Origin of the sequence: Pseudescherichia vulneris NBRC 102420, assembly GCF_000759795.1 — a bacterium.
Taxonomy (GTDB): Bacteria; Pseudomonadota; Gammaproteobacteria; order Enterobacterales; family Enterobacteriaceae; genus Pseudescherichia; species Pseudescherichia vulneris.
Window position 1 is genome coordinate 84,759 of the sequence record NZ_BBMZ01000014.1, and the last position, 18,255, is coordinate 103,013.

Genomic DNA, 18,255 nt, shown 5'->3' on the forward strand with positions numbered 1-18,255 from the left:
AGACAAGCAGAATTAACAGTAAGAAGGGAAGAAATAAGAAATTAATAAGGGAAAAGGGAGCCGAAGCGGCTCCCTGCATGGATTAGCTGGCTTTTTTAACCTGCGGCAGATCGAACGCCTCACGCAGCGCCCGAACAAAGGCTTTATCATGACAGATGGTTTTACCCGGGCTGTCAGAGAGTTTTGCCACCGGCTTGCCGTTACACTCCACCAGCTTAATGACGATGTTCAGCGGCTTCACCTGCGGAATGTCGCAGGTCAGGCGCGTGCCAATGCCAAAGCTCAGATTAACCCGCGCGGAGAAGTGGCGGTAGAGATCCAGAGCTTTCTTCAGATCAAGATTGTCCGAGAACACCAGCACCTTACTGAGTGGATCGATACCCAGCTTTTGATAGTGGGCGATCGCTTTTTCTCCCCACTCAACCGGATCGCCCGAGTCGTGGCGCAGGCCCTGGTAGCGGGAGGCAAACTCTGGACCAAAGTCGCGCAGGAAGGCGTCCATGGTGATGCAGTCGGTCAGGGCAATACCCAGTTGGTCGGGGTATTCAGTCAGCCAGGCGGCAAGGGCGGCGCGCTGGCTGGTGGCCAGCTCGGGGCTGATCTGCTGGTGAGCCTGGAACCACTCGTGTGCCTGGGTGCCCATCGGCGTTAAGTTCAGGCGGCGAGCGAGATCGTAGTTGCTGGTGCCGACAAACCACGGCTCCTGCTGCAGGCGCTCAACGATGGCCTGCTGCACGTCGCGGGAGAAGCGGCGGCGGGTGCCGAAGTCCATCAGACGGAAGCGGGACATATCCAGTCCGGCGGTCATCTTGGAGAAATCCGCCAGCTTCGCTTCGAGGGTGGCCAGCGCTTCACTGACGCCCGCATCCGGCGAGCGGTAGCGGTGCACCACCTCGCTGATCGCTGCCAGCAGCGGCACCTCCCACATGATCACCTCGCGCCATGGGCCAGCGAGGCGAATAGAGAGCTTGCCCTGGTCGTTGGTGATCACCACCTGGCTTGGGTCATAGCGGAACGTCCGCAGCCAGTCGAGATAGTTGGCGCGGAAGAAGGGCAGGTTGGAAAGCCACTGATATTCATCATCCTGCAGGCGCAGATGCTGCATGGCATCAACCTGCGCGCGAATGGCATCGGCATAGATACCCAGCAGGTCGTCGCCCCGGCAGCGAAACTCAGCCGACACGTGGACATCATGATATTGATGAAAAACCGCCTGCTGCATATGCAGCTTATAGGCATCGGTATCAAGCAGCGTTCGCAGAATAGGGGTCGCGAGTTGTGTCATGGTGCGCCGTAGCATCCTCTCACTGGTGCGTATCCATCAAAGCCAAAGCAGATAAAGACGCAGGAGTATACCTTGATTATCGGTTTAATGAACCTGGATCACAACACAACCGCGTAAGATGTTCGAGGGCAATTTGTGCCTCTGTTATCAAAATGTAGCAAACAGGGCTTTTTGCCTTGAAAAGAGTGAGTTTCCGCGTAGCGCGAATGAGGCAACAGGAATAGACTGAGTCGTTACCCTAATGAGATGCTAAAGGTTTTTTATGACTCAACAGCCCCAAGCCAAATACCGCCACGACTACCGTGCGCCAGATTACCTGATTAGCGATATTGACCTGACTTTCGATCTTGATGCTGTTAAAACCGTCGTCACGGCAGAAAGCACCGTCTCTCGCCATGGCGCAACGGCCGAGCCTTTACGTCTTAACGGCGAAGATCTGACGCTCGTCTCCCTCCACGTAGACGGTCAGCCGTGGTCTGATTACCAGATCGCTGAGAACGCGCTGGTTATCAATAACCTGCCGGATCGTTTTACCCTGCGCATCGTCAACGAGATTAGCCCGGCCGCCAATACCGCGCTGGAAGGGCTCTACCAGTCAGGCGAAGCGCTCTGCACCCAGTGCGAGGCCGAGGGCTTCCGCCATATTACCTGGTACCTCGACCGCCCGGACGTGCTGGCGCGCTTTACCACTAAAATCATCGCCGATAAAAGCAAATATCCGTTCCTGCTCTCCAACGGTAACCGCGTAGGCGAAGGCGAGCTGGAGAACGGTCGTCACTGGGTGCAGTGGCAGGATCCGTTCCCGAAACCGTGCTACCTGTTTGCGCTGGTGGCCGGTGATTTCGACGTGCTGCGCGACACCTATACCACCCGTTCTGGCCGTGAAGTGGCGCTTGAGCTGTTTGTCGATCGTGGCAACCTCGACCGCGCCCCGTGGGCGATGACCTCCCTGCAAAACTCCATGAAGTGGGATGAAGAGCGCTTTGGTCTTGAGTATGACCTCGACATCTATATGATCGTCGCCGTGGATTTCTTCAACATGGGCGCAATGGAGAACAAAGGCCTCAACGTCTTTAACTCCAAATATGTGCTGGCCCGCACCGACACCGCCACCGATAAAGACTATCTCGATATTGAGCGCGTGATTGGTCACGAGTACTTCCATAACTGGACCGGCAACCGCGTGACCTGCCGCGACTGGTTCCAGCTGAGCCTGAAAGAGGGGCTGACCGTGTTCCGCGATCAGGAGTTCAGCTCCGATCTCGGCTCCCGCGCGGTGAACCGCATCAGCAACGTGCGCACCATGCGCGGCCTGCAGTTTGCGGAAGATGCCAGCCCGATGGCACACCCGATCCGTCCCGACAAAGTGATCGAGATGAACAACTTCTACACCCTGACGGTGTATGAGAAGGGGTCTGAAGTGATCCGCATGCTGCATACCCTGCTGGGGGAAGAGAACTTCCAGCGCGGGATGCAGCTCTACTTTGAGCGCCACGACGGCAGCGCCGCCACCTGCGACGATTTCGTCCAGGCGATGGAAGACGCCTCCAACGTCGACCTCTCTCATTTCCGTCGCTGGTACAGCCAGTCCGGTACGCCGATTGTGAGCGTGCGCGACGACTACAACCCAGAGACCGAGCAGTACACCCTGACCATCAGCCAGCGCACGCCGCCGACGCCGGATCAGGAAGAGAAGCTGCCCCTGCACATTCCGTTTGATATTGAGCTGTACGACAACGAGGGCCAGGTTATCCCGCTGCAAAAAGAGGGACACCCGGTGCATAACGTGCTCAACGTCACTCAGGAAGAGCAGACCTTCGTCTTTGATAAGGTCTACTTCCAGCCAGTGCCATCCCTGCTGCGCGAATTCTCCGCGCCGGTGAAGCTGGAGTATAAGTGGAGCGATCAGCAGCTGACGTTCCTGATGCGCCATGCGCGCAACGACTTCTCCCGCTGGGATGCCGCTCAGAGCCTGCTGACTACCTATATCAAGCTGAACGTGGCTCGCCAGCAGCAGGGCCAGCCGCTGTCGCTGCCGCTGCACGTGGCCGATGCTTTCCGGGCGATCCTGCTGGATGCCGATATCGATCCGGCGCTGGCGGCAGAGATCCTGACCCTGCCTTCTCCAGGCGAAATGGCCGAGCTGTTCGACATCATCGATCCGGTGGCGATCGTTGCCGTTCGCGAGGCGTTGACCCGCACCCTGGCGACCGAGCTTTCCGACGAGTTCCTTGCGGTCTACAACGCGCATAAGCTCGATGCTTACCGGGTTGAACATGCGGATATCGGCAAGCGTTCGCTGCGCAACACCTGCCTACGCTATCTGGCGTTTGGCGACGTGAAGCTGGGCGATGCTCTGGTTACCCAGCAGTATCACACCGCGGACAACATGACCGACGCGCTGGCGGCGCTCTCGGCTGCCGTCGCGGCGCAGCTGCCGTGCCGTGACGCGCTGATGCAGGAGTACGATGATAAGTGGCATCAGGACGGTCTGGTGATGGATAAGTGGTTTATTCTGCAAGCCACCAGCCCGGCCAGCAACGTGCTGGAGACCGTGCGCGGCCTGCTTAACCACCGCTCCTTTACTCTCAGCAACCCGAACCGCGTGCGCTCCCTGATTGGTGCATTCGCCGGCAGCAACCCGGCGGCGTTCCATGCTGAAGACGGCAGCGGCTACCGTTTCATGGTTGAGATGCTGACCGAGCTTAACAGCCGTAACCCGCAGGTGGCGTCGCGTCTGATTGAGCCGCTGATCCGCCTGAAACGTTACGATGAAGGGCGTCAAACCCAGATGCGTGCCGCGCTGGAGCAGCTGAAAGGCCTGGAAAACCTCTCTGGCGATCTCTACGAGAAGATCGCTAAGGCGCTGGCCTAATATATCGCCGGGCGGCAGCACGCTGCCCGGTTTTTTTACCCTCTCCAGGAAAACGTTTGCGTTTTAACTGAATTATTTGCCTCAGGTCAATTCCCTTTCGCCTCGCAATCGCAGATAATACGCCCCCGGTTTGCACACCGGGAATCCAGGAGAGTTCATGTACTACCCCTTCGTTCGTAAAGCCCTTTTCCAGCTCGACCCCGAGCGCGCTCATGAATTGACGTTTCAGCAATTACGCCGTATTTCCGGCACGCCTTTAGCCGCGCTGGTGCGCCAGAACGTGCCGCAAAAACCGGTCTCCTGCATGGGGCTGACCTTTAAGAATCCGCTGGGTCTGGCGGCGGGTCTGGATAAGAACGGTGAGTGCATCGATGCGCTGGGCGCAATGGGCTTTGGCTCGATTGAGATCGGCACCGTGACGCCGCGCCCGCAGCCGGGGAACGACAAGCCGCGTATCTTCCGCCTGGTCGAGGCCGAGGGGTTAATTAATCGCATGGGGTTCAATAACCTTGGCGTGGATAACCTGGTCGAGAACGTTAAAAAAGCCCATTTTGACGGCGTGCTGGGCATTAATATCGGCAAAAATAAAGATACGCCAGTGGAGCAGGGGAAAGATGACTACCTGATCTGTATGGATAAAGTCTATCCCTACGCAGGCTACATTGCGATTAATATCTCCTCGCCAAACACTCCCGGCCTGCGCTCGCTGCAATACGGTGAGGCGTTGGACGATCTGCTCGCGGCCATCAAAAATAAGCAGCGCGAGCTGCAGAATATTCATCATAAATATGTCCCTGTGGCGGTGAAAATTGCTCCCGATCTCACCGTTGAGGAGTTAATTCAGGTGGCTGACAGCCTGGTTCGCCATAATATCGATGGCGTGATCGCCACCAATACCACGCTCGAAAGAGGGCTGGTGCAGGGAATGAAGCACGGTAATGAGACCGGAGGCTTAAGCGGCCGTCCGCTACAGCTAAAAAGCACCGAAATTATTCGCCGCCTGGCGCAGGAGCTGAACGGTCAGCTGCCGATTATCGGCGTCGGCGGAATCGACTCCGTTATCGCCGCGCGGGAGAAAATAGCTGCCGGTGCGACGCTGGTGCAGATCTATTCCGGCTTTATATTTAAAGGCCCGCCGCTGATTAAAGAGATCGTTACCCATATCTAATCCTTTGCGTCTAAATGTTAACCAGGGCTTTATTTCCAGCCCTGGTTGTTTTATATTCCCCTGGTTGTTGTTTATTTAAACGTTCTCATTATTGACATTTTGTGATAAGCGGAACGGTAACAACGGAGACAAAAGCAGCAGGACGCTTAAGGGGGAGCGGAGAGGAATATGCGAATCAAACCTGACGATAACTGGCGCTGGTATTACGACGAAGAGCACGATCGGATGATGCTCGATCTCGCCAATGGGATGCTGTTTCGCTCCCGTTACGCCCGCCGGATGCTGACGCCGGACGCGTTCGCACCCTCTGGTTTCTGTGTGGATGATGCCGCACTCTACTTCTCCTTTGAGGAGCGCTGCCGCGAGTTTGAACTCTCCCGGGAGCAGCGCGCCGAGCTGGTGCTGAATGCGCTGGTGGCGATCCGCTTTCTCAAGCCGCAGATGCCAAAAAGCTGGCACTTCCACTCCTACGGCGACAGCTGGCAGCCCACTCTCGGCGAAGCCGCCAGCGTCTGGCTCAGTGATACCGCAGAGCAGGTTAATTTGTTGGTGGTCGAGCCGGGTGATAACGCCACGCTCTGCCTGCTGGCACAGCCCGGCGTGGTGATTGCCGGGCGTACGATGCAGCTTGGCGACGCGATCAAAGTGATGAACGATCGTATGCGACCGCTGCCCCAGATGTATAGCCTGGAGCAGGCGGTTTAAGGCTCCAGCACCAGCGGCGTTTTGGGAATACAGCTGCAGCTCAGAATGGTGCCGTCGTCGCCAATGGCGGACTGCTTCAGAGCGCTCACTTCCCCCTCTATCAGGCGTACGCGGCAGGAGCCGCAGATCCCAGCCCGGCAAGAGTAGGGCACGCGGATCCCCTGGCTCTCCAATTGCTCAAGCAGCACCTGTTGGTTATTGCCCGTAAAGGTCTCTCCCTGCCAGCCAATGGTCACCGTTGACGCGGCCTGCTTCTCAATCTCCAGCGTCTCAACCGGCTCCCCCGCACCGTACACTCTCGCAGGACCGCTCGCCAGCACGTTCACCTCGTCGCCGACGCGGATCACGCCACTGTTGCGGGCGATCAGGTTCAGGCCGAAATCAACGTCGCCACTATCGACGGCAGTGCGGAACTGTTGCAGGGTATGCAGCGGTTCACCGGCCGGGTGCTTCTGGCCGCGCTCGGGGCTGACAGTGGTCAATACGCAGCGGCTACAGGGTTTAACCACGTCAAAGATCACCTCGCCGATGCGCACGGTTTTCCAGGTATCTTCTTCCCATGCCTGCGCCCCGGTGACCACCAGGTTCGGACGAAACTGCTCCATCTGGATGCTGGCCGGGCAGCGGTTTTGCAGATCGCGCAGCGAGGCGTCGTTGGTAAGCAGGTAAGGAAAGCCGTCGGCAAAGGAGAGCGGCACGCTTTCAAAGCGCTTCACCCGGCGAGTGGGCGCCTGACCTACCCAGCGCAGCTGGACTTCGCGATTAAAAAAGCCGCTCAGCCACTGGTTGATCGCCGCGGGGGCAATTAATGCGGTAAAATGGTTGCCCCAGACCTCCGTCGGCGCGGCATCGCTGATGAAATCAGCAAAGCGGACCAGCGCACTGCTGCCGTCGGGCGCGGTGAGATGGAGGCCGTCATGCAGCGGCGACGGGATAAAACGCACCAGCTGCGGATACTGGCGGGCGGTAATAAAGGTACCGTCGGGTTCAGTAAGCATAAAGATGCGGTCAAAAGCCAGACCGCTGATGTCGGCCAGGGCGTGCGTGAGGCCAATTCCGCGCATCGATTTGACCGGATGTATAAAAAGCCGCGACAGAGTAGCCACTGCGCCCTCCATGGGTGTGAAAATAGGGTCTCAACTTTATGACATCCAACTTATATTGGCTATAATGCGCAACAATTTTATTAGAGTAAAAGTGACGATATGAATTCTCTGTTTGCCAGTACGGCCCGTGGGCTGGAAGAGCTATTAAAAACTGAACTGGAAAACCTCGGGGCGCAGCACGTCCAGGTGGTTCAGGGCGGTGTCCATTTTGAAGGGGACACCCGGCTCATTTACCAGAGCCTGATGTGGAGTCGTCTGGCTTCGCGCATTATGCTGCCGCTGAATGAGTGCAAGGTCTACAGCGACCTCGATCTCTATATGGGCGTGCAGGCAATTGACTGGACGGAGATTTTCAACCCTGGCGCGACCTTCGCCGTGCACTTCAGCGGGCTGAATGAAGAGATCCGCAACAGCCAGTACGGTGCCATGCGGGTAAAAGACGCCATCGTCGACAGCTTCACGCGTAAGAACATGGAACGCCCGAACGTCGATCGCGAGCAGCCGGATATGCGTATCAACGTCTGGCTGAATAAAGAGACAGCGCATATTGCCCTCGATCTCAGCGGCGACGGCCTGCATCTGCGCGGCTATCGCGACCGGGCCGGGCTGGCCCCCATGAAAGAGACCCTGGCGGCGGCTGTCGTCATGCGCTCCGGCTGGCAGCCGGGTACGCCGCTGCTCGATCCGCTCTGCGGCTCCGGCACCCTGCTGATTGAGGCGGCAATGCTCGCCACCGATCGCGCACCGGGCCTGCATCGCGGGCACTGGGGCTTTAGCGGCTGGGCGCAACACGACGAGGCGCTGTGGAAAGAGGTGAAAGCCGAGGCCCAGACCCGCGCCCGTCAGGGGCTAGCTGACTACGGCTCGCGCTTCTACGGCTCCGACAGCGACGCCCGGGTGATCGATATTGCCCGCAGCAACGCCCGTCGCGCAGGCGTCGGCGAGCTGATCGATTTTAACGTCAAAGACGTGGCCCAGCTGACCAATCCACTGCCGGAAGGGCCGCACGGTACCGTGCTGAGTAACCCGCCGTACGGTGAGCGTCTGGAGAGCGAACCGGCGCTGATTGCCCTGCATAGCCTGCTGGGCCGCACCCTGAAAAACAACTTCGGCGGCTGGAACGTCTCCCTGTTCAGCGCCTCGCCGGAGCTGCTCAACTGCCTCCAGCTGCGCGCCGACCGCCAGTTTAAGGCTAAAAACGGCCCGCTGGACTGCGTACAGAAAAACTACTCCATCGCAGAAAACTTCGGTGATATCAAAGGCAGCGGCATGGCGGAAGATTACGCCAACCGCCTGCGCAAGAATGTCAAAAAGCTGGAGAAGTGGGCGCGTCAGGAGGGGATCGAGTGCTATCGCCTGTACGATGCCGACCTGCCGGACTATAACGTGGCGGTAGACCGCTACGCCGACTGGGTGGTGGTGCAGGAGTACGCTCCGCCGAAAACCGTCGATGCGCAGAAGGCCCGTCAGCGTCTGCTGGATGTTATTGCCGCCACCATTACGGTGCTGGGCATTGCACCTAACAAGCTGGTGCTGAAGACCCGCGAGCGGCAGAAAGGCAAAAACCAGTACCAGAAGATGAACGAGAAGGGCGAATTCATGGAGGTGAGCGAGTACAACGCCCGCCTGTGGGTCAACCTCACCGACTATCTGGATACCGGCCTGTTCCTGGATCACCGTATCGCCCGCCGGATGCTGGGCCAGATGAGCAAAGGAAAAGATTTCCTCAACCTCTTCTCCTACACCGGCAGCGCCAGCGTGCACGCGGGTCTGGGCGGAGCGGCATCGACCACCACCGTCGATATGTCACGCACCTACCTGGAGTGGGCCGAGCGCAACCTGCGCCTGAACGGCCTCACCGGTCGCCAGCATCGCCTGATGCAGGCCGATGTGATGGGCTGGCTGCGGGAGACCGACGAGCAGTTCGATCTGATCTTTATCGATCCGCCGACCTTCTCTAACTCCAAGCGAATGGAAGAGGCGTTTGACGTCCAGCGCGATCACCTGAGCTTGATGAAAGACCTAAAACGGATGCTGCGTAAAGGCGGCACGATTATGTTCTCAAATAACAAACGCGGTTTCCGCATGGACCACGACGGGCTGGCTGAACTGGGGCTGAAAGCACAAGATATCACCCAAAAAACGCAGTCGCAGGATTTCGCCCGCAACCGTCAGATCCATAACTGCTGGCTGATTACCGCAGCCTGAGAGGAATAGAACACAATGTCATTAATTAGTATGCACGGTGCCTGGCTGTCGTTCAGCGACGCGCCGCTTCTGGATAACGCCGAGCTTCATATCGAAGATAACGAGCGCGTCTGCCTGGTCGGACGTAACGGCGCGGGGAAATCCACCCTGATGAAGATCCTTAACCGCGAGCAGGGCCTGGACGATGGTCGCATCGTCTATGAGCAGGATCTGGTCGTGGCACGTCTGCAGCAGGATCCGCCGCGTAACGTCGCTGGCAGCGTCTACGATTTTGTCGCCGAGGGTATCTCAGAGCAGGCGGAGTATCTCAAGGGTTACCATGAGATCTCCCATCTGGTGATGACCGATCCGAGCGAGAAGAACCTGAACGAGATGGCGCGCCTGCAGGAGCTGCTGGATCACTACGGCCTCTGGCAGATGGAGAACCGCATCAACGAGGTGCTGGCCCAGCTTGGCCTGGAGGCCGATATGGCGCTGGCCTCGCTCTCCGGCGGCTGGCTGCGTAAGGCGGCTCTGGGCCGTGCGCTGGTGAGCAACCCGCGCGTGCTGCTGCTGGACGAGCCGACCAACCACCTGGATATCGAAACCATCGACTGGCTGGAAGGGTTCCTGAAAACCTTCAACGGCACCATTATCTTTATCTCCCACGACCGTTCTTTTATCCGCAATATGGCGACGCGCATCGTCGATCTCGACCGCGGCAAGCTGGTGACCTATCCAGGCAACTACGATCAGTATCTGCTGGAGAAAGAGGAGGCGCTGCGGGTTGAAGAGCTGCAAAACGCCGAATTTGACCGCAAGCTGGCCCAGGAGGAGGTGTGGATCCGCCAGGGCATCAAAGCGCGTCGTACCCGTAATGAAGGGCGCGTCCGGGCGCTGAAGGCGATGCGTCGCGAGCGCAGCGAACGCCGTGAGGTGATGGGCAGCGCGAAGATGCAGGTTGAAGAGGCCTCCCGCTCTGGCAAAATCGTCATTGAGATGGAGAACGTCCACTACGGCGTGGACGGCAAAAAGCTGGTCACCGATTTCTCCGCCCAGGTACAGCGCGGGGATAAAATTGCCCTGATCGGCCCTAACGGCTGCGGGAAAACCACGCTGCTGAAGCTGATGCTCGGCCAGTTACAGGCTGACAGTGGACGTATTCATATCGGCACCAAGCTGGAAGTGGCCTACTTTGACCAGCACCGTGCGGAGCTGGATCCGGATCGGACGGTGATGGATAACCTCGCCGAAGGCAAGCAGGAGGTGATGGTTAACGGTAAGCCGCGCCACGTGCTGGGCTACCTGCAGGACTTCCTGTTCCATCCGAAACGCGCCATGACGCCGGTACGTGCGCTCTCCGGCGGGGAACGTAACCGCCTGCTGTTGGCGCGCCTGTTCCTCAAGCCCAGCAACCTGCTGATCCTCGATGAACCGACCAACGACCTCGACGTCGAAACGCTGGAGCTGCTGGAAGAGCTGATTGACGGCTACCAGGGCACGGTGCTGCTGGTGAGCCACGATCGCCAATTTGTCGACAATACCGTGACCGAGTGTTGGATCTTTGAAGGCCAGGGGCGCATTGGCCGCTACGTGGGCGGCTACCAGGATGCGCGGGGCCAGCAGGCTGCCTCTCAGGCGTATAAACAGTCTGTTACCAAAAAGGTGACAGACAATCCGGCGGCAAAAGCAGAAACTGTCAAACGCGGCGGGAGCAAACTAAGCTATAACCTGCAGCGGGAACTTGAGCAGCTACCTCAGCGGCTTGAAGAGCTGGAGGCGAATCTCACTGCGCTACAGGCACAGGTGGCCGACGGCGCCTTCTTCAGCCAGCCTCACGAGCAGACGCAAAAGGTGTTAGACGAGATGGCTGCCGCTGAGCAGGCGCTGGAAGCAGCGTTTGAGCGGTGGGAAGAGCTTGAGGCGCTTAAAAACGCGACGTAATCGGGGAGTGCGTATGTGCGAACAACATCATGACGCCCGGCACATTTTGTGTTCGCAATGCGACTTGCTGGTGGCGCTGCCGCCGCTTGCGCACGGGCATAAAGCAACCTGTCCGCGCTGCGGCCATACGCTGACCACCCGCTGGGATGCGCCCCGGCAGCGTCCGCTGGCCTACGCGGTAGTGGCGCTGTTTATGCTGGTGCTGGCTAACCTGTTTCCCTTCGTTAACATGAAGGTGGCAGGGGTCACCAGTGAAGTGACGCTGATGGAGATCCCGCGCGTCATGTTCAGTGAGGACTACGCCAGCCTTGGCACCTTCTTCTTGCTCTTTGTGCAGTTCGTGCCCGCGTTCTGCCTGGTCACCGTCATCCTGCTGGTGAACCAGGTTCCGCTGCCGGATCGCCTGAAGCGCAGGCTGGCCCGCATCTTTTTCATGCTGAAAAACTGGGGGATGGCAGAGATCTTTCTCGCCGGGGTGCTGGTCAGCTTCGTAAAGCTGATGGCCTATGGCGATATCGGCGTCGGTAGCAGCTTCATTCCCTGGTGTCTGTTCTGCATTCTGCATCTGCGCGCCTTTCAGTGTGTTGATAAACGCTGGCTGTGGGACGACATCGCGCCCGCGCCAGCGCTTGCCCAGCCGCTGCGCGTCGGCATGCCGGGCATTCGTCAGGGGCTGCGCTCCTGCGCCTGCTGCACGGCGGTGCTGCCCGTTGACCAGACGGTGTGCCCTCGCTGCCACAGCCATGGCCACGCCAGGCGCAGGAACAGCCTTCAGTTAACCATGGCGCTGCTGGTTACCTCCATCCTGCTCTATCTGCCAGCCAATATTTTGCCCATCATGATCACCGATCTGCTCGGGGATAAAATGCCCTCGACCATTCTGGCCGGGGTGATCCTGCTCTGGAGCGAAGGTTCCTATCCGGTGGCGCTGGTGATCTTTATCGCCAGTATTATGGTGCCAACCCTGAAGATGATCGCCATCGCCTGGCTCTGCTGGGATGCGAAAGGGCACGGCAGGCGCGACAGCGAGCGTATGCACCTGATTTACGAGGTCGTCGAGTTTGTGGGCCGCTGGTCGATGATCGACGTCTTTGTTATCGCCGTACTCTCTGCCCTGGTTCGAATGGGCGGATTAATGAATATTTACCCCGCAATGGGCGCGCTGATGTTTGCGCTGGTTGTCATCATGACGATGTTTGCGGCCATGACCTTCGACCCACGCCTGTCGTGGGATCGTGAGCCAGAATCAAGCCAGAAGGAGTCGTAAAACATGGAGACCAAAGGTGGGGAAGCCAAAGTGCAGAAGGTGAAGAACTGGTCGCCGGTGTGGATCTTCCCAATTGTCACGGCGCTGATCGGGGCCTGGATCCTCTTTTATCACTACAGTCACCAAGGGCCAGAGGTGACGCTGGTCACCACCAATGCTGAAGGCATCGAGGCGGGTAAAACCACCATCAAGAGCCGCAGCATTGACGTCGGCGTGGTGGAGTCAGCGACGCTAACCGACGATCTGACCCACGTTGAGATCAAGGCGCGCCTGAATGCTAACATGCAAAAGCTGCTGCACGGCGACACGGTGTTCTGGGTGGTGAAGCCCCAGGTGGGCAGGGAAGGGATCAGCGGGCTGGGCACGCTGCTCTCCGGGGCCTATATAGAGCTTAAGCCAGGAACCAAAGGCGGCGTGCGTGATGATTACCAGCTACTGGACTCACCGCCGTTGGCGCCACCGGATGCAAAAGGGATCCGCGTGGTGCTCGACAGTAAAAAAGCGGGCCAGCTCTCCCCGGGGGATCCGGTGCTCTTCCGCGGCTATCGCGTCGGTTCGGTAGAGACCAGCGTGTTCGATCCGCAGAAACGGACCATGAGCTATCAGCTGTTTATCAACGCACCTAACGATCGGCTGGTGACCAGTAATGTCCGCTTCTGGAAAGACAGCGGTATCGCCGTCGATCTCACCTCGGCGGGCATGCGCGTAGAGATGGGGGCGCTGACCACCCTGTTTGGCGGCGGCGTCAGCTTTGACGTGCCCGATGGCATCGATCTAGGCCAGCCGGTGGCTGAGAAAACCGAGTTCGATCTCTACGATAACCAGCGCAGCATTCAGGAGTCGCTCTACACCCAGCACCAGGATTTCCTGCTGTTCTTCAAGGATTCTATTCGCGGCCTGCAACCTGGCGCGCCGGTAGAGTTCCGTGGCATGCGTCTTGGGACCGTCAGCAAGGTGCCGTTCTTTATGCCGGGCCTGCGGCAGGCGCTGAACGAGGACTACCGTATTCCGGTGCTGATCCGTATTGAGCCTGAGCGGATCGCAAGCCAGATGGGGGAAAGCCCGGATATTCTCACCAACCTGCCTGAGCTGCTGAAGCAGGGGCTGCGCGGCTCGCTGAAAACCGGTAACCTGGTGACCGGCGCGCTCTACGTGGATATGGATTTCGTCTCGAAACCGCCGCCGATCACCGGCATCCGCGAGTTTGGTGGTTACAAAATTATTCCGACAGTCAGCAGCGGCCTGGCACAGATCCAGCAGCGCCTGATGGATACGCTGGATAAGATCAACAATCTGCCGCTGAACCCAATGCTTGAGCAGGCTACCGGCACCCTCGCCGAAAGCCAGCGCACCATGCGTCGCCTGCAAACCACGCTGGATAACCTGAACAAGTTGACCGCCAGCCAGTCGGTGCAGCAGTTGCCGCAGGATATGCAGAAAACGCTGCGCGAGCTGAACCGCAGCATGCAGGGCTTCCAGCCGGGATCGGCAGCCTATAACAAGATGGTAGCGGATATGCAGCGCCTGGATCAGGTTCTGCGCGAGCTGCAGCCGGTATTGCAGACGCTTAACCAGAAGAGCAACGCCCTGGTCTTTGAGGCGAAGGGCAAAAAAGATCCTGAGCCGAAGGGGGTTAAACAGTGAGAAAAGGGATAATGGTCATTGCGGCGCTGCTGCTCAGCGCCTGCAGCAGCGGTAGCGAGGAGCCTCGCTACTATCAGTTACCGTCCAATCCGCAGCCGGTGACGGCTTCGGCAGGTATGATGGCAGCTAGCCAGGGGCAGCGTCAGCTGTGGATTGAGCAGGTTTCTGTCCCGGACTATCTGGCGGGCAACGGCGTGGTTTACCAGACCAGCGACGTGCAGTACGTTATCGCCAACAATAACCTGTGGGCCAGCCCGCTCGATCAGCAGCTGCGCACCTCGCTGGTGGCGAACCTCAGCCGCAATCTTCCGGGCTGGGTGGTCGCCTCTCAGCCGATGGGCAGCGATCAGGATACCCTTAACGTCACCGTGACCGGCTTTCATGGTCGCTATGATGGACACGTGATTGTCAGCGGCGAGTGGCTGCTTAACCATCAGGGCACGCTGATCAAGCGTCCGTTCCATGTGGAGATGACGCAGCCGCAGGATGGCTATGACGCGATGGTGAAGGTGCTGGGCGAGGCGTGGGCGCAGGAGGCCAGCAATATGGCCCGGGAGATAAATCGCCTACCGTAATCGGCACTTAAGCCTGCAATTAATCCTAAAAAACCACGCGTTCGTTTACGGCAGCGTGGTTTTTTTTCGACTACTCAGCGGGATAAAACCTGTGCCTGCTCACACTTTTTGTACAAATGAAGTTTCGTATATCTCACATTTATGACGTTGGTATGAATTTTGTGCATTGACTGCACGCGGCGATCGCGCTATTTGTTAGACGTGGTTGCACATTTTGTAGCCACTGTTTTCTTTTCCACCAGACTCAAACAATGAGGGAAACGAGGCATGAAGAGACAAAAACGAGATCGCCTGGAACGGGCACATCAACGTGGTTACCAGGCCGGCATTGCCGGACGCTCGAAGGAGCTGTGTCCTTACCAGACGCTGAATCAGAGATCCTACTGGCTTGGAGGCTGGCGAGAAGCCATGGAGGACAGGGTAGTTATCGCTTGATTCTGTCTCTTTAAAAGAAACCTCCGCCTCGCGGAGGTTTCGCCTGTCAGGGGGATCAGAACGCAGAGGTGTCCTTGAACAGACCCACTTTCAGATCGGTTGCGGTGTAGATCTGACGACCGTCAACCAGCACTTCGCCGTCCGCGATGCCCATGATCAGCTTGCGGTTGATGACGCGCTTGAAGTGAATGCGGTAAGTCACTTTAGAGGCAGTCGGTAAAATCTGGCCAGCCAGTTTTACTTCGCCCACGCCGAGGGCGCGACCTTTGCCTTCACCGCCGAGCCAGCCGAGGTAAAAACCAACCAGCTGCCACATGGCATCAAGGCCTAAGCAGCCAGGCATTACTGGATCGCCAATGAAGTGGCAACCGAAGAACCACAGATCCGGTTTGATATCCAGCTCTGCTTCAACATAGCCTTTATCGAAATTACCGCCCGTCTCGCTCATTGTGATCACACGATCCATCATCAGCATGTTTCCTGCTGGTAACGGCGGGCCATTTTCGCCAAACAGTTCACCACGACCAGAGGCAAGAAGGTCTTCTTTCGTATAAGAGGGTTTGCGTTTATCTACCATGTTCTCAGTAAGCCTTATTTTAGTGAAGCACGCAGGATAGCTAACACGTGTACGCTGAACAACTCCGATCAGTTAGGCGTAAACCAGCCGATCCAGCGTAGCGGCCACGGATAGCGATGACGCGCTTCCTGCTGCGTCGCCTGCGTAATACGTTCCTGAATAGTCTGGACCAGCGTGGTTTGCCCTTCGCCATCCCAGACCAGGTCTGTCAGTAAGGGTAGTGCATCGGTCACATCATCAATGGCCCAGATGAAAAATTGTTCTGCCTGGACCGCATCCAGCAGCTCCTGATGCAGGCAGAGGTGGCGCACGTTGGCCGCCGGGATGATCACCCCCTGCTTGCCGGTTAGGCCCCGGTGCTGGCAGATGGCGAAAAAGCCTTCGATCTTCTCGTTCAGGCCACCTACCGGCTGCGCCCGGCCAAACTGATCCACCGAGCCGGTAATAGCAATGTGCTGATGCAGCGGGACATCGGCCAGGGCGCTGATCAGCGCACACAGCTCGGCCATCGAGGCGCTGTCGCCGTCGACTTCGCTGTAGGATTGCTCAAAGGTCAACGACGCCGTGAAGGGCATCTGCTGCTCCAGCTCCAGCTCGGCCATTAGGAAGGACTGCATGATCATCATGCCTTTGGCATGGATGTTACCGCCCAGCTCGGCTTTCCGCTCGATATCATGAAACTCGCCGTCGCCGATGTGTACCACGCAGCTAATGCGCGACGGTTCGCCATAGGGGCGGGGGTGGCCAGGAAACTCAACCACCGACAGGGCGTTAATCTGCCCTACGCGATCGCCTTCGGTCTCAATGAGGATCTGTTCGAGCAGGATCTCATCCAGCATACGCTCCGGCAGATAGCCTTCACGCCACTCGCGCTGGCTCAGCATGGTGCGCAGTTGCTCTGCGTCGAAGGTGCTCTCCTCGGTAAAGGCAGAGACCTCACGCAGCTGACGCGCAAGCCACAGCGGACAGAGCGGCAGCGTCTCCTGATCGTCGGTATAGCGTACCGCGGCGCGGATAAACGCCGGCCAGGCATCTTCAGCCGGGGTTGGCAGTCCGGCCTGCTCGGCGTTAAGGATCACCCACTGACGCCAGGCGGCAAGCGCGTCCAGGTCGGTGATCTGGATCGTCTCTTCATACTCGCTGTAGATAGACTGGGCAGCCAGATCCGGCTCCATCTCCTGGAAATCTGCCAGCGACTCGCGCTCGCCGACCAGAATAACCTTCAGCGTCAGCGGCATTGCGGGCACGCTAACGGGCAGGGGACGCGACTCGTCAAAGGAGACCCAGTCGAAACGCTGGCGAGTCACGATGGATTTCAGGCGCATCCAGAGCAGCGGCTGGCTCAGCAGGGTGCGCAGCGATACGACCAGCACGCCGCCGTTGGCCTGATGGACCAGGCCGGGCTCAAGGGTAATTTCATTATTGAACTGGCGCAGGCAACCGAATAGCTGCTCGGCTTCTACCCAGTCGGCAATCACTACGTCGCTCTGCCCGGCAAAGTTCGCCTGCGCGCTGGTGGCAGGCTTCACGCTCACCGTACGGCCGGAAACGCTGTACTCGACGCCGACAACCGGCGACGTCGCGGGTTGGAGTTCACGGGCGGCGGCGGCGATCAGGGCCAGATACTCTGGCTCTTCCGGCGCTTTGGCCAGTAAAAAGCGTGACGATGCAGAAGGATGCAGCAGCTGCTCCAGCGCGTACTGCAAACGAGGTTGCGTGTCACCAAGAGAAAGCTCAGACTCAAGGTCAACGTCAGACGGTGTAAACACCTCCTGATAGCTATCGGTATCAGGAACAAGGTCTTGCCAGGCTAGTTTAGTAATGGTCAATGTTGAGGTTTTATCGTCAGCTGTAAAGGGCGGAATTATAGCGTAAGCGGCAATTCAGCACACGCGGAATAGATGCTTTTACCCCTTTCCCGGTACCGCCTGGCTCACAGGATGTGATTTCTTTTCAGCAGATTGGCAAAAAACTGATATTCTGAACTAAGTTACACGGTAACACTGAGATCGCAATGAAATATCAACAACTGGAAAATCTCGAAAGCGGCTGGAAATGGAAGTACCTGGTGAAAAAGCACCGTGAAGGTGAACTCATCACGCGCTATTTAGAAACCAGTGCGGCTAAAGAGGCCGTCGATCTGTTGCTGAAGCTCGAATACGAACCGGTTCGTGTTAACGACTGGATTGCGCAGCACATGAATGCCGCGTTAATGAACCGCATGAAGCAGACCATCCGCGCCCGGCGAAAACGGCACTTCAACGCCGAGCATCAGCACACGCGTAAAAAATCAATCGATCTGGAATTTATGGTCTGGCAACGTCTGGCCGGTCTAGCCCAGCGGCGGGGGAAAACCCTGTCAGAGACGATTGTGCAGCTGATTGAAGATGCCGAGCATAAAGAGAAGTATGCCAGCAAAATGAGCACCCTGAAGCAGGATCTGCAGGCGCTGCTAGGTAAAGAGTAACGCGTTTTTCAGCCGAGAAC

14 protein-coding genes are annotated in these 18,255 nt (G+C 58.0%); 10 read left to right on the forward strand and 4 right to left on the reverse strand.

What is annotated here, in order from left to right; translation table 11 throughout:
* Positions 1-82 precede the first annotated feature (82 nt).
* Positions 83-1,285 (reverse strand): nicotinate phosphoribosyltransferase, encoded by a 1,203-nt coding sequence (gene pncB / locus EV102420_RS13175; RefSeq protein ID WP_042392458.1) that lies wholly within the window; start codon positions 1,283-1,285, stop codon positions 83-85.
* 262 nt (positions 1,286-1,547) lie between these two features.
* Between pncB and pepN the strand changes: the two genes are divergently transcribed.
* The 3 genes from pepN (at position 1,548) to zapC (ending at position 6,033) form a co-directional block, all read left to right on the forward strand.
* The gene (gene pepN / locus EV102420_RS13180; RefSeq protein ID WP_042392460.1) at positions 1,548-4,160 is read left to right on the forward strand and encodes an aminopeptidase N; all 2,613 of its coding nucleotides are present in this window, start codon (positions 1,548-1,550) and stop codon (positions 4,158-4,160) included.
* 157 nt (positions 4,161-4,317) lie between these two features.
* Positions 4,318-5,328: a quinone-dependent dihydroorotate dehydrogenase gene (pyrD, locus tag EV102420_RS13185; RefSeq protein ID WP_042392461.1), complete on the forward strand. Its 1,011-nt coding sequence runs from the start codon at positions 4,318-4,320 to the stop codon at positions 5,326-5,328.
* A 168-nt stretch (positions 5,329-5,496) separates the two neighbouring features.
* Positions 5,497-6,033 carry a cell division protein ZapC gene (gene zapC, locus EV102420_RS13190; RefSeq protein WP_042392463.1) on the forward strand — a complete coding sequence of 179 codons (537 nt, stop codon included), beginning with the start codon at positions 5,497-5,499 and terminating at the stop codon, positions 6,031-6,033.
* On the opposite strand, the gene EV102420_RS13195 is transcribed toward zapC, so the two are convergent.
* A complete protein-coding gene (locus EV102420_RS13195) occupies positions 6,030-7,139 on the reverse strand; it encodes a YcbX family protein (RefSeq protein ID WP_042392464.1) in 1,110 nt (369 codons plus the stop codon). The genes zapC and EV102420_RS13195 overlap by 4 nt on opposite strands.
* A gap of 99 nt (positions 7,140-7,238) precedes the next feature.
* Between EV102420_RS13195 and rlmKL the strand changes: the two genes are divergently transcribed.
* The 6 genes from rlmKL to rmf all read left to right on the forward strand — a co-directional run bounded on the left by rlmKL (position 7,239) and on the right by rmf (position 15,191).
* Positions 7,239-9,347 (forward strand): bifunctional 23S rRNA (guanine(2069)-N(7))-methyltransferase RlmK/23S rRNA (guanine(2445)-N(2))-methyltransferase RlmL, encoded by a 2,109-nt coding sequence (rlmKL, locus tag EV102420_RS13200; protein WP_042392466.1) that lies wholly within the window; start codon positions 7,239-7,241, stop codon positions 9,345-9,347.
* A gap of 15 nt (positions 9,348-9,362) precedes the next feature.
* Positions 9,363-11,270 carry an ABC transporter ATP-binding protein gene (locus EV102420_RS13205; protein ID WP_042392469.1) on the forward strand — a complete coding sequence of 636 codons (1,908 nt, stop codon included), beginning with the start codon at positions 9,363-9,365 and terminating at the stop codon, positions 11,268-11,270.
* 13 nt (positions 11,271-11,283) lie between these two features.
* The gene (pqiA, locus tag EV102420_RS13210) at positions 11,284-12,537 is read left to right on the forward strand and encodes a membrane integrity-associated transporter subunit PqiA (protein WP_042392471.1); all 1,254 of its coding nucleotides are present in this window, start codon (positions 11,284-11,286) and stop codon (positions 12,535-12,537) included.
* A 3-nt stretch (positions 12,538-12,540) separates the two neighbouring features.
* Entirely contained in the window at positions 12,541-14,181 is a 1,641-nt protein-coding gene (gene pqiB / locus EV102420_RS13215) for an intermembrane transport protein PqiB (protein ID WP_042392474.1), read from the forward strand.
* Between the two features lie 11 nt (positions 14,182-14,192).
* Positions 14,193-14,756 carry a membrane integrity-associated transporter subunit PqiC gene (gene pqiC / locus EV102420_RS13220; RefSeq protein ID WP_370678343.1) on the forward strand — a complete coding sequence of 188 codons (564 nt, stop codon included), beginning with the start codon at positions 14,193-14,195 and terminating at the stop codon, positions 14,754-14,756.
* Between the two features lie 267 nt (positions 14,757-15,023).
* A complete protein-coding gene (gene rmf, locus EV102420_RS21440; protein ID WP_072015258.1) occupies positions 15,024-15,191 on the forward strand; it encodes a ribosome modulation factor in 168 nt (55 codons plus the stop codon).
* Positions 15,192-15,246: 55 nt separating this feature from the next.
* Here rmf and fabA read toward each other — a convergent pair whose 3' ends face one another.
* Both fabA and EV102420_RS13230 read right to left on the reverse strand, forming a co-directional pair.
* Entirely contained in the window at positions 15,247-15,768 is a 522-nt protein-coding gene (gene fabA / locus EV102420_RS13225; RefSeq protein ID WP_042392477.1) for a bifunctional 3-hydroxydecanoyl-ACP dehydratase/trans-2-decenoyl-ACP isomerase, read from the reverse strand.
* Positions 15,769-15,836: 68 nt separating this feature from the next.
* Positions 15,837-17,597, reverse strand: a complete 1,761-nt coding sequence (locus EV102420_RS13230) for an AAA family ATPase (protein WP_042392479.1) — start codon at positions 17,595-17,597, stop codon at positions 15,837-15,839.
* A 185-nt stretch (positions 17,598-17,782) separates the two neighbouring features.
* On the opposite strand from EV102420_RS13230, the gene matP reads away from it, so the two are divergent.
* Positions 17,783-18,235, forward strand: a complete 453-nt coding sequence (matP, locus tag EV102420_RS13235; protein WP_042392481.1) for a macrodomain Ter protein MatP — start codon at positions 17,783-17,785, stop codon at positions 18,233-18,235.
* The last annotated feature ends 20 nt before the right edge of the window (positions 18,236-18,255 follow it).

Bases quoted from the DNA above. Each gene is read 5' to 3' on its own strand.
- pyrD (WP_042392461.1), top strand. From the start codon at position 4,318: ATGTACTACCCCTTCGTTCGTAAAGCCCTTTTCCAGCTCGACCCCGAG.
- rlmKL (WP_042392466.1), top strand. From the start codon at position 7,239: ATGAATTCTCTGTTTGCCAGTACGGCCCGTGGGCTGGAAGAGCTATTA.
- pepN (WP_042392460.1), top strand. From the start codon at position 1,548: ATGACTCAACAGCCCCAAGCCAAATACCGCCACGACTACCGTGCGCCA.
- EV102420_RS13205 (WP_042392469.1), top strand. From the start codon at position 9,363: ATGTCATTAATTAGTATGCACGGTGCCTGGCTGTCGTTCAGCGACGCG.
- pqiA (WP_042392471.1), top strand. From the start codon at position 11,284: ATGTGCGAACAACATCATGACGCCCGGCACATTTTGTGTTCGCAATGC.
- rmf (WP_072015258.1), top strand. From the start codon at position 15,024: ATGAAGAGACAAAAACGAGATCGCCTGGAACGGGCACATCAACGTGGT.
- pncB (WP_042392458.1), bottom strand. From the start codon at position 1,285: ATGACACAACTCGCGACCCCTATTCTGCGAACGCTGCTTGATACCGAT.
- matP (WP_042392481.1), top strand. From the start codon at position 17,783: ATGAAATATCAACAACTGGAAAATCTCGAAAGCGGCTGGAAATGGAAG.
- pqiB (WP_042392474.1), top strand. From the start codon at position 12,541: ATGGAGACCAAAGGTGGGGAAGCCAAAGTGCAGAAGGTGAAGAACTGG.
- pqiC (WP_370678343.1), top strand. From the start codon at position 14,193: ATGGTCATTGCGGCGCTGCTGCTCAGCGCCTGCAGCAGCGGTAGCGAG.
- fabA (WP_042392477.1), bottom strand. From the start codon at position 15,768: ATGGTAGATAAACGCAAACCCTCTTATACGAAAGAAGACCTTCTTGCC.
- zapC (WP_042392463.1), top strand. From the start codon at position 5,497: ATGCGAATCAAACCTGACGATAACTGGCGCTGGTATTACGACGAAGAG.